The sequence below is a fragment of the Vibrio sp. 10N.222.52.C12 genome (genome assembly GCF_041474215.1).
Taxonomy (GTDB): domain Bacteria; phylum Pseudomonadota; class Gammaproteobacteria; order Enterobacterales; family Vibrionaceae; genus Vibrio; species Vibrio crassostreae_C.
Genome location: NZ_JBFRTR010000144.1, coordinates 1 through 15,933 on the forward strand (window position 1 = coordinate 1; position 15,933 = coordinate 15,933).

General features: G+C 45.4%; 14 protein-coding genes. 10 read left to right on the top strand and 4 right to left on the bottom strand.

Features of this window, described 5'->3' with window-relative positions; genetic code table 11:
* The first annotated feature begins 312 nt into the window (after positions 1–312).
* The 6 genes from AB4623_RS21635 (at position 313) to menE (ending at position 7,704) form a co-directional block, all read left to right on the top strand.
* Positions 313–1,620 carry an isochorismate synthase MenF gene (locus AB4623_RS21635; RefSeq protein ID WP_017060167.1) on the top strand — a complete coding sequence of 436 codons (1,308 nt, stop codon included), beginning with the start codon at positions 313–315 and terminating at the stop codon, positions 1,618–1,620.
* Positions 1,617–3,341 (top strand): 2-succinyl-5-enolpyruvyl-6-hydroxy-3-cyclohexene-1-carboxylic-acid synthase, encoded by a 1,725-nt coding sequence (menD, locus tag AB4623_RS21640; RefSeq protein ID WP_372147355.1) that lies wholly within the window; start codon positions 1,617–1,619, stop codon positions 3,339–3,341. Before AB4623_RS21635 ends, menD begins: the two co-directional genes overlap by 4 nt.
* Positions 3,342–3,350: 9 nt before the next feature.
* Complete coding sequence (menH, locus tag AB4623_RS21645) at positions 3,351–4,148, top strand: 2-succinyl-6-hydroxy-2,4-cyclohexadiene-1-carboxylate synthase (protein ID WP_102393523.1); 798 nt, start codon at positions 3,351–3,353, stop codon at positions 4,146–4,148.
* A gap of 105 nt (positions 4,149–4,253) precedes the next feature.
* Positions 4,254–5,120 carry a 1,4-dihydroxy-2-naphthoyl-CoA synthase gene (gene menB, locus AB4623_RS21650; protein WP_017064079.1) on the top strand — a complete coding sequence of 289 codons (867 nt, stop codon included), beginning with the start codon at positions 4,254–4,256 and terminating at the stop codon, positions 5,118–5,120.
* 75 nt (positions 5,121–5,195) lie between these two features.
* A complete protein-coding gene (menC, locus tag AB4623_RS21655; protein WP_017060171.1) occupies positions 5,196–6,203 on the top strand; it encodes an o-succinylbenzoate synthase in 1,008 nt (335 codons plus the stop codon).
* Between the two features lie 64 nt (positions 6,204–6,267).
* On the top strand, positions 6,268–7,704 hold the full coding sequence (gene menE, locus AB4623_RS21660) for an o-succinylbenzoate--CoA ligase (protein ID WP_372147356.1): 1,437 nt from the start codon (positions 6,268–6,270) through the stop codon (positions 7,702–7,704).
* 145 nt (positions 7,705–7,849) lie between these two features.
* Here the strand turns inward: menE and nagE are convergent, their stop codons facing one another.
* A complete protein-coding gene (gene nagE / locus AB4623_RS21665; protein ID WP_017064077.1) occupies positions 7,850–9,295 on the bottom strand; it encodes an N-acetylglucosamine-specific PTS transporter subunit IIBC in 1,446 nt (481 codons plus the stop codon).
* Between the two features lie 193 nt (positions 9,296–9,488).
* On the opposite strand from nagE, the gene AB4623_RS21670 reads away from it, so the two are divergent.
* Both AB4623_RS21670 and AB4623_RS21675 read left to right on the top strand, forming a co-directional pair.
* On the top strand, positions 9,489–10,367 hold the full coding sequence (locus tag AB4623_RS21670) for a LysR substrate-binding domain-containing protein (RefSeq protein ID WP_017064076.1): 879 nt from the start codon (positions 9,489–9,491) through the stop codon (positions 10,365–10,367).
* A gap of 106 nt (positions 10,368–10,473) precedes the next feature.
* A complete protein-coding gene (locus AB4623_RS21675) occupies positions 10,474–10,641 on the top strand; it encodes a hypothetical protein (RefSeq protein WP_017068947.1) in 168 nt (55 codons plus the stop codon).
* A 133-nt stretch (positions 10,642–10,774) separates the two neighbouring features.
* Here AB4623_RS21675 and AB4623_RS21680 read toward each other — a convergent pair whose 3' ends face one another.
* The 3 genes from AB4623_RS21680 to AB4623_RS21690 all read right to left on the bottom strand — a co-directional run bounded on the left by AB4623_RS21680 (position 10,775) and on the right by AB4623_RS21690 (position 14,324).
* Positions 10,775–11,695, bottom strand: coding sequence for a YeiH family protein (locus AB4623_RS21680; RefSeq protein ID WP_017060176.1), 921 nt, complete (start codon positions 11,693–11,695; stop codon positions 10,775–10,777).
* A 146-nt stretch (positions 11,696–11,841) separates the two neighbouring features.
* Positions 11,842–13,716 (bottom strand): MFS transporter, encoded by a 1,875-nt coding sequence (locus AB4623_RS21685; protein ID WP_065583688.1) that lies wholly within the window; start codon positions 13,714–13,716, stop codon positions 11,842–11,844.
* 17 nt (positions 13,717–13,733) lie between these two features.
* Complete coding sequence (locus AB4623_RS21690) at positions 13,734–14,324, bottom strand: TetR/AcrR family transcriptional regulator (RefSeq protein WP_065583689.1); 591 nt, start codon at positions 14,322–14,324, stop codon at positions 13,734–13,736.
* A gap of 196 nt (positions 14,325–14,520) precedes the next feature.
* Here AB4623_RS21690 and AB4623_RS21695 point away from each other — a divergent pair, with 196 nt between their 5' ends.
* Entirely contained in the window at positions 14,521–15,429 is a 909-nt protein-coding gene (locus AB4623_RS21695) for a Tim44 domain-containing protein (RefSeq protein WP_017068945.1), read from the top strand.
* A 175-nt stretch (positions 15,430–15,604) separates the two neighbouring features.
* A complete protein-coding gene (locus AB4623_RS21700) occupies positions 15,605–15,760 on the top strand; it encodes a hypothetical protein (protein ID WP_372116242.1) in 156 nt (51 codons plus the stop codon).
* Positions 15,761–15,933: the final 173 nt, after the last annotated feature.

Here is a 15,933-nt window from a genome sequence, read left to right on the forward strand (position 1 = left end):
TCCCGATATTTTGCATTGCCGATTTCCTGAAATTAATTTAAATACTTTATTAAAGTACCGCAAAATGGCGTTTGATAGAATAAAAATCTGATGAATGTCGCATTTCAGTATCACGTTTAGCCTTTTTGTTGTCACTCTTTTCTAAATTTTAATTAATCGCTTTCTTGGTTATTGGCTAAGATGAATAAAGGGGCGGGATCGCTTAAAATCACAGGAATGTTGAAAAGATATAGTACATTCTTGATCTAAGTGGGTACTGCCCATAAAGTATCAAACTAATATAATAATAATTTAGATGTGAACGAGGTCGATTTGTCACATTTCCAGCAAACTATCTCCGCTTTGATTGAGCGAGTACAAAATGCCCAAGCAAGCGAAGTTCGTTGTGTTGAAGTTCTAACGCAAAAACCATCGTTTGCATTTATAGAATGGCTTCATGCTCAACCGCTCTTTCCTAAGTTCTACTGGCAGTCACGCGACACTCGTGAAGAGGTTGTTGCGCTCGGACAGTTACATACGTTTTCAGATCCTGCACCCGCGTACGCTATTCTTGGTGAAGACCAACGAATCTGGGGTGGACGCTCGTTTGATGGGCACACCGCAAAGAACCGTCGCTGCATGGAGTCGTTTTTCTTCCTTCCTCAGGTTGAATTGATCCGCTTTGACAATACTTGGTCGCTGGCGGTTAATTTGTCCCCTGATCGCGTTTCTTCTATTAATGCTTTGAATAAGCTTTCTGTAGAAGCCGCGATATTGGCGCCTTTGTCTGCCCATATTGAACAGATCAATCACGTTCCAGAAAGAGAGCAGTGGGGCAACCTTGTCGATAAAGTGCTGCAAGGCATTAGCGATGAAGAGTACAAAAAAGTCGTTTTAGCACGTAAAACCACACTGCAACTCGATGCGCCTATCTGCGCAGCTCAATTACTTAAAGCCAGCTATCTGCAAAATCACCACAGTTTCCACTTTATGTTGGTGCTGGATTCTAAACACAGTTTCATTGGCTCGACACCAGAGCGCTTATATAGCCGACATGGTATGGAGCTTGATACCGAGGCGCTTGCTGGAACCATTGGTCGCGGAGAGAACGCTACTGAGGATATGGAACTGGCCAACTGGCTTTCTCAAGACAGCAAAAACCTCAATGAGAACCAGTATGTGGTCGACGACATCATTGAGCGTCTCACTCCTCATTCTCAAACGGTCCATGTTGAAAAGGATGCGCGTCTAGTGCGCTTGCGTAAGGTGCAGCATTTGAAGCGCAATATCCATGCTCAGCTCAACAATGGCGTTAATGGTGTGCAGTTGCTTGCTGCCTTACAGCCAACTGCTGCGGTGGCGGGTTTACCTCGTAAAGAGGCGATGGATTTCATTCTTGAACACGAACCGTTTGCACGAGGTTGGTATGCAGGCTCTGTAGGCTATATCAGTCATCAGCGAGCGGAATTCTGCGTGGCGATTCGAAGCGCCTTGATTGTAAACGATCAAGTACAACTGTTTGCTGGCGCGGGGATCGTGCCGGGATCGGTTGCCGAACATGAATGGCAAGAGCTGAACAAGAAGATGTCTACTCTGCTTAGCTTAATTTCAGATCACCCTCCATTGGGTGTCGCGTCATGAATCACGACCAAGCCGTATTAAATAGAGTTTGGTGTCACACGTTACTTGAAGAGCTTGCACGCAATGGCGTTGAACATGTTTGTGTTGCTCCGGGCTCTCGCTCAACGCCGCTAACTCTCGAAGCTGAAGCCAACTCCAAGTTAACCTTACACACGCACTTTGATGAGCGTGGTCTTGGGTTTTTAGCTTTAGGCTTAGCAAAGGCTAGCAACAAACCGGTTGCGGTGATTGTGACATCAGGAACCGCTGTGGCGAATTTGCTTCCTGCGACGGCTGAATCTGGGCTGACCCGAGAGAAGCTGATCTTGCTAACCTCTGATAGGCCCATCGACTTGGTCGACTGTGGTGCCAATCAAGCGATTCAGCAGCATGGTATCTTTTCTTCCCATGTAGAAAGTGCTTTAAACCTGCCAAGCCCAACCACACAGATTTCATTGAATTGGCTTCTAACATCGGTTGATAGCGCGCTTGCGAAACAACGCAATGTTGGCGGTGCGATTCATATCAATTGTCCGTTCCCAGAGCCGCTCTATTCTAAGAGTAGTGCTGAGATGTATGCTGATTATACAAAGAGCGTGGCAGCTTGGAGAGCTTCAACCTGCCTTTACTCGAACACTTATTTGCCCAGTCATTTAATCGCTCAGCCTGTCTCAGCAAGTGATTATGTCGCTCGTAAAGGCGCAGTGATTATTGGTTCTATCGAGAATGAAGCCGCAATTAAAGCCAAGCAGTTTGCGACAGCTTTGGGCTGGCCAGTATTCTGTGACCCTCAATCGGGTGTCAGTAGTGACTGGAAACACTATGATTTATGGATGCAAAGTGACGCAGCCAAAGCACAGCTTAGTCAGTGTGATTTTATTATCCAGTTTGGTGAGCGCATCGTATCTAAGCGTCTTAACCAATGGGTAAAAGAACAAGCTGCCACATTTTGTTCATCGCAGTACATCGTTGTTTCACCAGATGCACATCGTATTAATCAAGATCATCTGCCTCAAACTCATATTGTCGCTGATATCGAACATTGGTTATCAGAGCAACATCTACCAACGCTGTTGGGAGAACATGCTGGCTGGGCGGCATCTTTGGCGGAAGTCGCGAATACGGTTCAGCAGTTAGCGTTGGCGCAAATCTCTAATAACGACCAACTGACAGAGTTGAGCGTTGCCGTTGACTTGTCGTCTAGACTTAAGGGCAGAGAGCTTTTTGTGGGAAATAGCTTGATGGTAAGGCTGGTGGATATGCTGTCATCAATCTCTGCGACTCAAGTCTACAGCAACCGCGGTGCATCGGGCATTGATGGCTTGGTGGCGACGGCTGCGGGAGTGATAAAAGCCAACCAGAACCCCTTATTGATGTTGATTGGCGATACTTCTTTGCTTTACGATCTCAACTCACTGGCTCTGCTGACTCATAATTTAACGTCGATGGTTATTGTTGTGACCAACAATGATGGTGGTGCGATCTTTGATTTATTGCCGGTGCCAGAGCAGCAGAAACAGTCACTTTATCAAATGCCTCATGGTTTCAGTTTTGAACACGCTGCTGCGCAATTCCAGTTGGGATACGCTGCGCCAGAAACCTTGAATTGCTATCAAACCATTATCGAACAACATTTCGAACAGGGTCAGGGTACCTTGCTCGTGGAAGTTAAGACGCCTCCCGAACAAGCGTCTACTTTGCTGAAACAATTCAGTTCAATGCTCACCGAGGCATTAGCCTAAGGACTTTACATGCTTTACTCCGATTATTACCCAGCTGTACAAGATTCTTCTGACAAACCTTTGCTTGTTTTCTTACATGGTTTACTCGGAAGCGGGGATGATTGGAGTGCATGTCATCCATTCCTCGAGGATTTTCCTCTCCTTTGCATAGATTTACCCGGACACGGACAAAGTCGCTTTATCGATCCGGTAGGGTTTGATCATTGCTGTAAGAAAATTGTCCAGTGCATCACATCCCAACTGGCTCTCAACGATCTTCCTGCCGATTATCCTATCGTGGTGATTGGGTATTCTATGGGCGGAAGGCTCGCCATGTATGGGGTGACAAGCCCTTGCTTTGAGGCACTCAACCTAGAGAAAGTCATCATTGAAGGTGGCAACTTTGGCTTGGAATGTGATGAAGAAAGAGCACAAAGGTTAGTACATGATACGCAATGGGCTGTTCGCTTTGCACAGCAGTCGATTGAAGATGTTTTAGACGATTGGTATCAACAAAGCGTCTTTTCTTCACTAAATCATGAGCAAAGACAAACTTTGGTCATAAAGCGTAGTGGTAACCTTGGAGTATCCGTAGCAAATATGTTGTTATCTACTTCGTTAGCTAAGCAACCGGATTTACGTGCCACATTGAAATCTCATGAGCATTTATTGCATTATGTATGTGGAGAAAAAGATCGTAAATTCATGGAGCTAGCTGAGAATAGTGGCTTTGAATATAGTCAGGTGGATTACGCGGGTCATAATGTTCATTTTGAGCAACCAGAGATGTTTTCAAATCTGATCATCCAATGTATCGCAAGTCGTTGATGAACTGACTGAGCGAACCTCTCGTATCAAGCGCTATAGAAAGCAGAGCAACACCGTCGCGACTCTACGCTAGTCGCGCTCTCTAATAGAACAATGGGAATCATCATGGCTAAAACAGTAGGCATCACAGAAGAAGAACTTTACGCAGCCGTTAACTGGCGCGATGAAAGCAGTCAATATGAAGATATTCAATACCACAAGTCTGATGACGGTATTGCGAAAATCACGATTGCTCGCCCTCAAGTGCACAATGCGTTCCGTCCACAAACCGTAAAAGAGATGATCAATGCACTGGCTGATGCTCGTTATGACGAGAAAGTTGGCGTAATCATTTTGACTGGTCTTGGTGAGAAGGCGTTCTGTTCTGGTGGTGACCAAAGTATCCGTGGTGACTACGGCGGTTACCAAGATGACTCAGGTACGCACCACTTGAATGTACTTGATTTCCAACGTCAAATTCGTACTTGTCCAAAACCAGTTATCGCAGCGGTATCGGGTTGGGCAGTCGGTGGCGGTCATGTACTTCACATGATGGCAGACCTTACTATTGCAGCTGAAAACGCGCAGTTCGGTCAGACGGGTCCTAAAGTGGGTTCTTTCGATGGCGGTTGGGGTGCTTCTTACATGGCTCGTATCGTTGGTCAAAAGAAAGCACGTGAAATCTGGTTCTTGTGCCGCTTCTACGATGCACAAGAAGCACTGGACATGGGCCTTGTAAACACCGTTGTTCCTGTTGCTGACCTAGAAAAAGAGACAGTTCGTTGGTGTCGTGAAGTGCTTCAACACAGCCCAATGGCACTGCGTTGCTTGAAAGCGGCACTGAACGCTGACTGTGATGGTCAAGCAGGCTTACAAGAGTTGGCTGGTAACGCAACCATGATGTTCTACATGACAGAGGAAGGCCAAGAAGGCCGCAACGCATTCAACGAGAAACGTCGACCGGACTTCGACAAGTTCCCGCGTAATCCATAGTCTTTCTCCTCTTCAAAATGAGTCGCTAATAGCGGCTCGTTTTGTTTTGATGTTCCCCGTTTTTTAGGAAACTTTATGAACTCAGTGAATTCTCAGCGTCACGCTAAACTTTACCGTTATCAATTACCTATGGATAGTGGTGTGGTTCTTCGTGACAATAAGTTGAACGAACGTGTTGGCTATATCATCCAACTTGAGTGTGATGGTAAAACTGGTTTTGGCGAAGTTGCGCCTTTGCCCGGTTTTAGCCAAGAAGATGCCGAACAAGCTGGCATTCAGCTTCAACACGAATTAGAGCTTTGGAGCCACAATAAGCCTCAAACGCCTTTCGACGAGCTGTATCCTTCTGTCGCGTTTGGCTTTTCAATGGCGATGATGGAATTGCGAGGCGATCTTAACGCTCAAGGTAACTACCAAGCGGCGCCTTTGTGTACAGGCGATCCAGATGAACTGATTCCTGTATTGAATGAGATGGTAGGCGAGAAGGTCGCGAAAGTGAAAGTCGGCCTCTACGAAGCGATTCGCGATGGCATGTTGGTTAGCTTATTCCTTGAGTCGATCCCTGATTTGACTCTAAGACTTGATGCCAACCGTGCGTGGAAGCCAGAGAAAGCGAAGCAATTCATTAAATACATTTCGCCGTCAATGCGCCAGCGTATAAGCTTTATCGAAGAGCCTTGCCAAAAGCCAGAAGACAGTTTGGCCTTTGCCATTGACCATGGTGTGGCGATTGCGTGGGACGAGACACTGCAAGAAGCGGTGCGCAGCCCGGAATTTGATCTTAGCGACCTTACTGGTGTTAAAGCAGTCGTGATCAAGCCAACTCTTATTGGTTCTGTCGAGCGTTGCGTGGCAATCATTGAGCGAGCACAGAAGCTTGGAATGAAACCTGTATTGAGCTCAAGCATTGAGTCGAGCCTAGGTCTGACTCAGATTGCTCGTCTGGCGCAGCAATATTTGCCAAATGAAGTGCCGGGGTTGGATACGATTGGCTTGTTCAAGCAGCAGCTAGAGGTTTCTTGGCCGGGCTGTCAGTTGCCTGTCTCTACGCTTGAAAAGCAACAATTGATTTGGTCTTCTTAGACCGAGCTATTTGAATGGCTATTTAGTTAGCTTAACAAGTTCTTAATCTATTTTTGGTTATCATATGATGCGCCCACAATCTAATCATCCCCCGCTCTGGGTAAAGTGGGCGCAGCAAAACCCACTTCAACCAGCGTTAGTGACCACTCACCGCACTTATACTTGGCAGCAAGTGTTTGTGTTGGTTAGTGAGTACCAACAACAGCTATCTCATCAAGGCCTATCTGAAGGTGATGTACTGACGATTGTTGGTAAGAATCAAGCTGAAGTGATCCCTGTTTATCTTGCCGCACTCAATTTGGGTGTGGTTTGTGCGTTTACGATGCCTCAGCCTAGTTTACGCCTGAAGCAAAAGCTCGATTCCTTATATCAAGCAGATCAACAGAGCTACATTTGGCTCTTGGGCAATAGCGGAATAGAGCAATCAGAGACTGCCGATTTGAATACTCAGTTGGTGACCTTGCCTTGCCTAAGTGAACTGAAGTTTGATGGTGATGATGAGCAGATAACGACACCTCAAGAATCCAATTTCAATCCGCAAAATCTAGCGAGCATCGTATTCACTTCAGGTTCTACCGGAAACCCAAAAGCGGTCGCTCATACACTTGAGCAGCACCTATGCTCTGCGTCAGGGCTGCTTGAGGTGTTTCGTTATCAACAAGGTGACACGTGGTTACTGAGTTTACCTATGTACCATGTGTCGGGGCTGGCGATAGTTCATCGTTGGTTGGCGGCTGGTGGTTGCATCAAAATAGGCACAGGTCAGCTTGAAACCGATATAGAAGAATGCAGTCATGCTTCATTGGTCGCTACTCAACTACATCGATTGTTAAAGAGTAAGCAAGCACTTACTTTAACGCATGTACTTTTGGGTGGTAGTCATATACCAGAAGCACTTGGGCTCGAAGCTCAACAAATGGGCATCGAAACATGGCTTGGATACGGCATGACTGAAGCGGCTTCAACCGTGACCGCGAAGCCCGTTGATGCCGGCAGCACCGCCGGTTTTGTCCTTAACCATCGCCAGCTAAAAATTGAAGAACAACGTATCTTTATTGGTGGCGAGACGCTCGCGTCCGGGTATTACTATCAAGGTAACTTAACGCCATTAGTTGATAAGAGCGGTTGGTTTGATAGCAAAGATCTTGGTGAGTGGCTTGGCGAACAAGTGTCGATTATTGGCCGTGCCGACAACCAGTTTATTTCTGGTGGTGAGAACATTCATTGCGAAGAAATTGAGCGAGTACTCAATCAATTGTCTGAGGTTAATCAGGCTTTTATTGTTCCCATTGAAGATGATGAGTTCGGATTTCGACCTGCAGCGATTGTCGATTGTGCTGAGTTGCCAACCAAAGAGTGGTTTATCGAGCAGTTAACTGGTCGTCTTGAACGGTTCAAATTTCCTATTGAGTATTATCGAATGCCTCAGCAGGAACAACATGGTATTAAGGTTTCGCGCGCTGGATTGGCGCAGTGGTTACAGCAGACCCGTTCTAAATAGAGCGAAGAGCAATAAAATGAAGCGCAATACACGGTGACTAGTCGTAATTGCGCTTCAGGGGGGTGTGACGGTGGTGAAGCCGTCACAAATTCTTACTGTTTTATCTGGTCATTAAGGGTTTTATCTTTCCAGCTGGTTGTTTAGCTTAAGCGAGTGCCTTCTTCATTTGTTCAGCGACTTTATCTACCTTACCTAGACCAATGATAACTTGTAGACCACCTTTCCCAACCGGTACCACACCTGCCGCACCGAGTTTCTTCAGTTTCTCGCTGTCTGCTGCACCTGAGTCTTTCACAGTTAAGCGTAGACGAGTAATACAGTTATCGACTTCTAGAATGTTGTCTGCACCGCCAACCGCTTCAATGTAGCTGTTGGTTAGGTTAGCCAATGCTTCTGGCGTTTCAGTTTCTTTTTCTGCTTCCATCTCTTCACCACGACCTGGAGTACGTAGGTTGAACTTGATGATAGCGAAGCGGAAAATACCGTAGTAAAGCGCGAAGAACACCACACCTTGAACCAGTAGCATGTACCAGTTAACCGCGAGTGGGTTTTGGCTTGATAGTACTAGGTCAACGAAACCAGCAGAGAAGCCGAAGCCTGCCATCCATTCCATGCTTGCTGCAATGTAAAGCGATAGGCCTGTTAATACTGCGTGCAGTAGGAACAACACGGGTGCTAGGAACATGAAGCTGAATTCTAGTGGCTCTGTGATACCCGTGAAGAATGAAGCCATAGCTGCCGCAAGCATGATTGCGAATACTTGGTTTTTGTTTTTCGCATCAGAACAGTGATACATCGCCAATGCTGCTGCTGGTAGGCCAAACATCATGATAGGGAAGAAGCCCGCTTGGTACATGCCAGTTTTACCTGGAATACCCGTACCGTTAGCGATAGATTGCGCGCCGCCTAAGAAGTTTGGAATGTCGTTAATACCAACAACGTCGAACCAGAACACAGGGTAAAGAGCGTGGTGCATACCTACTGATAGGAACAAACGGTTGAAGAAACCAAACAGACCAGCACCCACCGCACCCATGCTTTCTAGTTTAATACCCAGAACGATCAGAGCGTCGTAAACAGCTGGCCAGATGTAAAGTAGAGCAAAAGAGAGAGCCATACCTGCGATTGAGGTCAGGATAGGAACCAAACGCTTACCGCTGAAGAACGCTAGAGCTTGAGGAAGTTCAACCGTTGAGTAGCGGTTGTAGATCTCAGCAGAGATGATACCCACAATGATACCTACGAATTGGTTGCTGATTTTGCCAAATGCCGCAGGCACTTCACTGAGTTCAACATCCATTAACTGAGCAACAGAGCCCGGAGCAAGTAGCGTGGTGACGACGAGGAACATCACAAAGCCAGACAGTGCCGCAGAACCATTCTTATCACGGCTCAAACCAAATGCGACACCCACCGCGAATAGAACCGCCATGTTGTCGATGATCGCGCCACCAGATTTGATCAAGAATGCGGCTAAGATACTTTCAGAACCCCAACCAACAGGATCCAACCAATAGCCGATCCCCATAAGGATTGCTGCAGCTGGCAGTGTGGCTACGGGAACCATCAATGCCTTACCTACTTTTTGCATATACCCGAGTATATTCATATGTGCCCCTAAGTTTGTAATTAATTTTTTTAATGTTTCTGCTCGTCAACGTATGGAGTCAAATATTGATCGAGGCAGGATTTTAAGTAACTGCGGTTATTAAAAACTTATTTCTTAATGCAAACAAACGAAACGGGTAGTAGTATGAATTAAAATTTTTAATGCATGAGTTCGTATGGCTAACCATCAATCTTTACTTAGAAATCTTCATACTTTTAATGTTGCTGCAGAGAAAATGAGCTTTACGCTAGCGGCTAGAAAGTTGCATTTGACTCAGGGAGCCGTTAGCCATCGAATCAAAGTGTTAGAAGGTGAACTCGGATTTAACTTGTTTGTGCGAGGGACTCGTAAACTGGAACTAACGGAAGAAGGCCAGCGCTTTCAACGAACGTTATCCAAGTCGTTAAGCTCTATTTTTGGTGAGATCGAAGACATTACCAACACAGACTTGTATGGACAGATCAATATCGGTACCAGTCCTGCATTTGCCAACAGTTGGTTACTGCCGAGGTTGGCTGATTTTAAACAGCGATACCCAAAGTTTAATCTCAATATTTTCTCGCAAGAAGAGCAGGATTTTCATCAAAATCATCTCGATGTCGCTATTTACTATGGTGCTGAAAATCTCAAAGACATGCATCGACAGCGCCTGTTTGGTGAAAAGTATATTCCGGTATGTACACCGAGTTACGCGGCTGAACACGACATCTTTGATGATGGCTTAGAATCGCTGCACCGGATTAATTTCATTCATGCACTAGGGTCAGATGTATGGCAGCGTTGGATTAAACACCACGGCTTAGATGTGAACTTGTTTGAGCAATTTTACTGTGTGAGCCACCGGGATATGGGCGTAAGAAGTGCCCTCAGCAATATCGGTGTCGCGATGGGACGCTATCATTTTGTTAAGCAGTATGTTCAGACTGGCGAGCTCATAACACCTTATCCGAGCATGGATACAGACCAAGGGTATGACTTAATCTGCCCGTTAGGCACGGAAAAACGACCTAAGGTAAGAACCTTTATTAAGTGGTTAGAAGGGCAGTTGCGTTAGGTTAGTTAATTTAGCAATTAGATAGTTCAAAACAGAATTTATTATCTTTATAACCATCCATCATAATAAGCCATATAAATAACGGATTATAGAATAAGGTCTTATTATGAAAATTGCCCTCATCATTGCGGTTTTACTGCAGATAGGCCAAGCGATCATCTCATCGGGGTTGACTCGTTCGTTGGCTGAGCTCACCGCATTTGTGTTGGTTGTGGTACTTGTTTTAATGAAAAGAGAGAGCAAGAAGAGTGATAAGCCCCTGTTTGATTCGTGATTGTTACAACAAAGAATACCCCTACCACAAACGATAAAGGCAAAGCCCATTGGAGCTTTGCCTTTTTGTTTTGTTGCTCGCTAACTTGAGTGTCTAGTTCACCGAACAAACATCTAAAGCGTTTCTATGCGGGCTAAGCGAGAGTTAACCACGCCAATGAACCCGTTGAGATCATGACCCACATTGTAATACCAAACATCAGTGGTTTCGGCCCTGCCGCTTTTAACTTCTCAACTGAAATACCACAGCCAATTAAGAACAAACACACGACCAGTGCTCGCTTAGACACATCAAAGATTCCTTGATAGACCATCTCAAATTGTGGCAGTAAGTCACTCACCGCGATAGCGGCGCAATAGAAGAAAATGAAGTAGGGAACCGTAATCTTCTTTTGATCGTTCTTGAAGATCATCGCACTAATTAAAGCGATTGGGATGATCCAAAGTGCGCGAGCGAGCTTCAATGTTGTCGCTGTCGTCAGTGCTTCTTCGCCATACGCTGAAGCTGCACCTACTACAGAAGACGTATCGTGAATCGCAATAGCTGCCCAAGTACCAAATGTTTGTTGGCTGAGTTCAAGCGCGTGACCAATCATCGGGAATAAGAATAGAGCAACCGAGTTCAACACGAATACGGTGGCTAATGCCAAGCCAATCTGTTCATCGTCTGCTTTGATCGCGGGTGCCACTGCTGCTATCGCGCTACCACCACAAATCGCGGTACCAGAAGATATAAGATAGCCCGTAGTGCGGTCTAGCCCCATTTGTTTCGCCAAGAACCAACCAATGACTAATGTACCGATAATCGTCGTTACAATGAGCCCAATACCATCGCCTGTTACTGCTAATGCTTTTTCAAACTGAATACCAAAACCCAAGCCAACAATAGAGTAGGCCAGTAGCTTTTTGGTAAGTTTGCCGACTTCCAAGTGTTCAGGGACTAATCCTAAACTAGCAAGCAGGAAACCGATAACCAGGGCTGTCGGTGAGCTAACCCAAGGCGTTAAGCAAAACAGTGCAGCAAGATAAAATGGAACGGACTTTTTTAGGTTCATTGTATTTAGAGTCTTGTTTTGTTGTGGCGTTATTGTGATGAGACCACTATACGTTCAATAAAATGATAAGTAAGTCTAAATGAATTGAACAAACGTTAAGGAAAACTTAACGCTTGTTCAACTGATATGAATAAAGGGCTGGTTAACTAGCGTAATGATCCGCGAAGGTCAGAGACTGACTGTCGAAGCGTTTCACAAGAGGCTTGTTTAGGTGAAATCGGCTCGCCAGCTTCTATCTCTAGCTTAGTCCAGAAGCGAGTGGGTAACCCTTTGCAGGCACGGCCTTTGTAACGACTAAAGTAGCTACCCCATAATCCTTTAAGAGCCATAGGAATCACTGGGACAGGGGAACGTTTGATGATCAGCTCCATACCACGCATGAACTCAGCCATTTCGCCATCAGAGGTGAGCTTTCCTTCTGGGAAAATACACACGATGTGACCTTCATGCAGGGCACGCTCTACTTCTTTGAAAGCGTTTCGAATCGAGTTGCGGTTGGTCGCGGAGATTGGAATCACCCCAGCTCTTTTCAAGAAGCGTCGAATTGGCGGCAACTTGGTGTAATCCTCTTCCATCACAAAACGGATCAAGCGAGGGCAAACCGCACTCAGCAGCAGTGCATCCATATAACTCACATGGTTGCAGACAATCAACGCACCGCCCTTTTCTGGCAGGTGATGTAAGTTCTTATGTTTAACTCTGTACATGGTGTGAGTGACCACCCACGTAAAGAAGCGGAAAGCGTAGATAGGCACCTGATAAAACAGGTACAGCATCACCAAAGTGTTGCCCACTGCGAGCAAGATAAACAGCTGCGGAATTGAAAGATCTAGAACACTAAGGCAAACAATACCTAATACCGCACTTCCCACCATGAACAGTGAGTTGTAGATATTGAGCCCGGCAATCACTTGGGCACGCTCGTCGGGCTTGGCACGTAACTGCATCAGTGAATACAGAGGAACAATAAAGACACCGCCAGAGATACCCAGAAGCAGAAGGTAAGCAAACAGTGGCCACAGCTCTGAGTAGGTTACGAATTGATGGAAAGAACTAAAGTCAGGCAAAGACTCCGGGATGGATATCGCCATCAGAAGACCGAAGATCGAGATACCTAAGCTGCCCATTGGCACGATGCCGATTTCAATTCGGTGATTAGATAACTTATCGCAAGCTAAAGAGCCGATTGCAATGCCTACCGAGAATAGTGCCAGTAAAAAGGCGACGGAGCTTTCAGTGCCGTTTAGATGCAGTTTAGTGAAGTTGGGGAACTGAGTTAGGTAAGCCGCACCAAGGAACCAGAACCAGCTGATAGACATCAGAGCTTGAAAGGTCGGGCGATCTTTTTTGGCAATCGCAAGTGTCGCGCAGGTCAGTTTTACAGGTTGCCACTTTACTTTAAGATCTGGTGCATTACTTGGCGCATGTGGGATAAAGCAGCTTGATGCATAGCCAAGCACGGCGAACGAAACAATACACACCGCAGCAATGAGCTTCGCGCCTTCTTCAGATGCAATGATGCCTGCGCCTAGAGTACCAATCAGGATCGCTAAGAATGTACCTGTCTCGACGAGAGCGTTACCAGATACCAGTTCTTTTGTTTCTAACTGCTGTGGAAGCAGGGCGTATTTCACCGGACCAAAGAAAGCACTCTGCGTTCCCATAAGGAACAGGAGCAGAAGTAATATCCCGTAGCTTTCGTAGATGAATCCGATCGCACCCAGTGACATGATCACTACTTCGAGGAGCTTAACTTTACGGATAAACCACGATTTTTCGTATTTGTCGGCCAGTACACCTGCTAAAGCTGAAAATAGGAAGAAGGGCAGAATAAAAAGGCCTGCGGCCAAATTAATGAATAGATTGCTGGAAATAGGCAGCGTGTCTACGCTTGCGAAAGCAACAAACAGTAACAGGACATTTTTGAATATGTTGTCGTTAAAGGCTCCTAGAAATTGGGTAATAAAGTAGGGTAGGAACCTTTTTTGCGTTAACAGCGAAGATTGGCTGCTGTTGTTCATTGTCTTTCCTTGGATGATTACCAGTTGGTTAAGTAGTTTGAGACTAGGTTATTGATCAGCTCTTTACCATCAATAGGCTCAGAGGCGAAAAATTTATCATCAACGCTAAGTAGAGTAATTCCGTGTACTCCAGACCATAATACACGGCTGGCTTTAACGACTTCGCTTTTCGTATGTTCAGGAGCAATCGCTACTAGCAACTGCTCTAGCATGCCTGTCATTCTATCGATGCGGTTCGATTGCCATTCAGGAAGGTTTTCACCGTTCATGTTGTGCTCAAAGATAAGTTGCCAACGGTGAGGGTGTCTCTGTGCAAAATCGTGGTAGCAGTAGGCTAGGTTGAATAGAGTTTGTTGAGGGTTGCTCGATTTTTCAACAGCTGCAGCGGATTCTGACGCCAGTTCATCTAATGTTTGAGCGACCACATGCAAAAGCAGTAGGTTGTAGTTACCAAATACATTTACTAAGGTACTTGGAACGTAACCAATCATATTGGCGATTTTACGTAGACTTAGCTCGTGATAAGAGTGCTCTTCTAAGAAGTCGGTTACCGTTTTTAAGGTTAATTGCACTAATTGTTCGCGAGTATGATCGTTTCGTCTTGCCATGGGCACTTTCTATTAAATGAACATCGTTCAATATTTTAATGCTGCCCCTGAGTGCCGTCAATCCCTTCGCTAGTTTAGTAATCAATTAATAGCCGCAATATTATGATACATGTGTAAACGCCGTGAATATTTCATTGTTCTTTGTTAACGAGTATGATTAAGGTGTCGAAAGATAAAAAACCTATAAAGGATAATAATGAAACGATTTTTCTCACTAGTCGCGATCCTGTTGGTAACAGTCGCGGTGACGCCAATCGCAGAAGCGAAAAAGTTTGGTGGTGGTAAGTCATTTGGCAAAAGCTTTAAAACGGCTCCAGCACCAAAACAACAAAACACGAATTCGATCCGTCAAGATCAAACAGGTAAGAACACAGCAGCTAACTCTAGCAAGAAAGGCCTTATGGGCGGTCTGCTAGGTGGTTTACTTGCTGGTGGTCTTTTAGCTGCATTCTTTGGTGGCGCATTTGAAGGTATCCAGTTCATGGACATTCTGATTATGGGTCTGATTGCTTTCCTAGCGTTTAAATTCCTACGCGGAATGTTGGGCGCGAAGCAGGGCTCAATGAATCAGCAGAATGCACGTGGCCAACAGCCAGCATTCGGCGGCATGGGTCAGAACAAGTTTGAACAACCTAAGCAACAACCAAATGTTCATAACTTCGAGCAAACACAACCTCAATCACAAGGCGCTGCTGGTGGTTTCGGTTTTGGTGCACAAAGCGATGTTCCACATAACTACCCACCGGGCTTTGATCAAGCGGCATTCATCAATGGTTCTCGTGAGCACTACCGTACACTGCAAGGTGCATGGAATCACAACGAGCTAAACACGATTGAAGAATACGTATCTCCAAGCCTATTTGAAGACCTAAAAGCTGAGCGTAATAAGCTAGACGGTGATCAGCACACAGACGTAATGTACGTTGATGCCGAAATCGTTCGCGCAGACCACGATGGTAGCAAAGCACAGCTAAGCCTTCAGTTTAGCGGTCGTTACCGTGACACAGCGGATGGCGTTGAAGAAGATATCACTGATATCTGGCATCTAGAGCGTGACCTAACAACTAACAATGCACCTTGGTTAATTGTTGGTATTCAAGGTTAATTCCAGGATTTAACTCAACATCAATAGGATGTAGTTATTCGGGATAACACCAAATAATAGAAAGCCCCTGCTGAGAAATCAGCAGGGGCTTTTTTGCGTCTAATGATATGTATCTTAGTTAAAGATTGGATTAACCTGAGACTAACTAACTGGTTTTATTTGGATGTAATGAGTAATGACAAAGTTCTTTGAACCCGTATTGGAGCCTGAGGTTACTTTGCAGCAGAAACAGATAATTGCGAACGAATGCGAAGAACATGTATCGACCCATTGTTTAGGCTGCGCTGCTTATCTGGTTTGTGAGCGTCATGCTGAAGTATGGGATCACTGATGTTTGAATGATTTAGCTCGATTAGTTATTTGTAGTAGCGGGTTAGTGTTTAGGAAGTTGAGGGTTGTTTTAGAAGACACGTTTAGTAAGAGATAAAGCTCAGAAACGAAAAAAGCCAACTCAATGAGTTGGCTTTTCGATTTTCCAATTAAGGAGAATATGGTGGAGGGAGA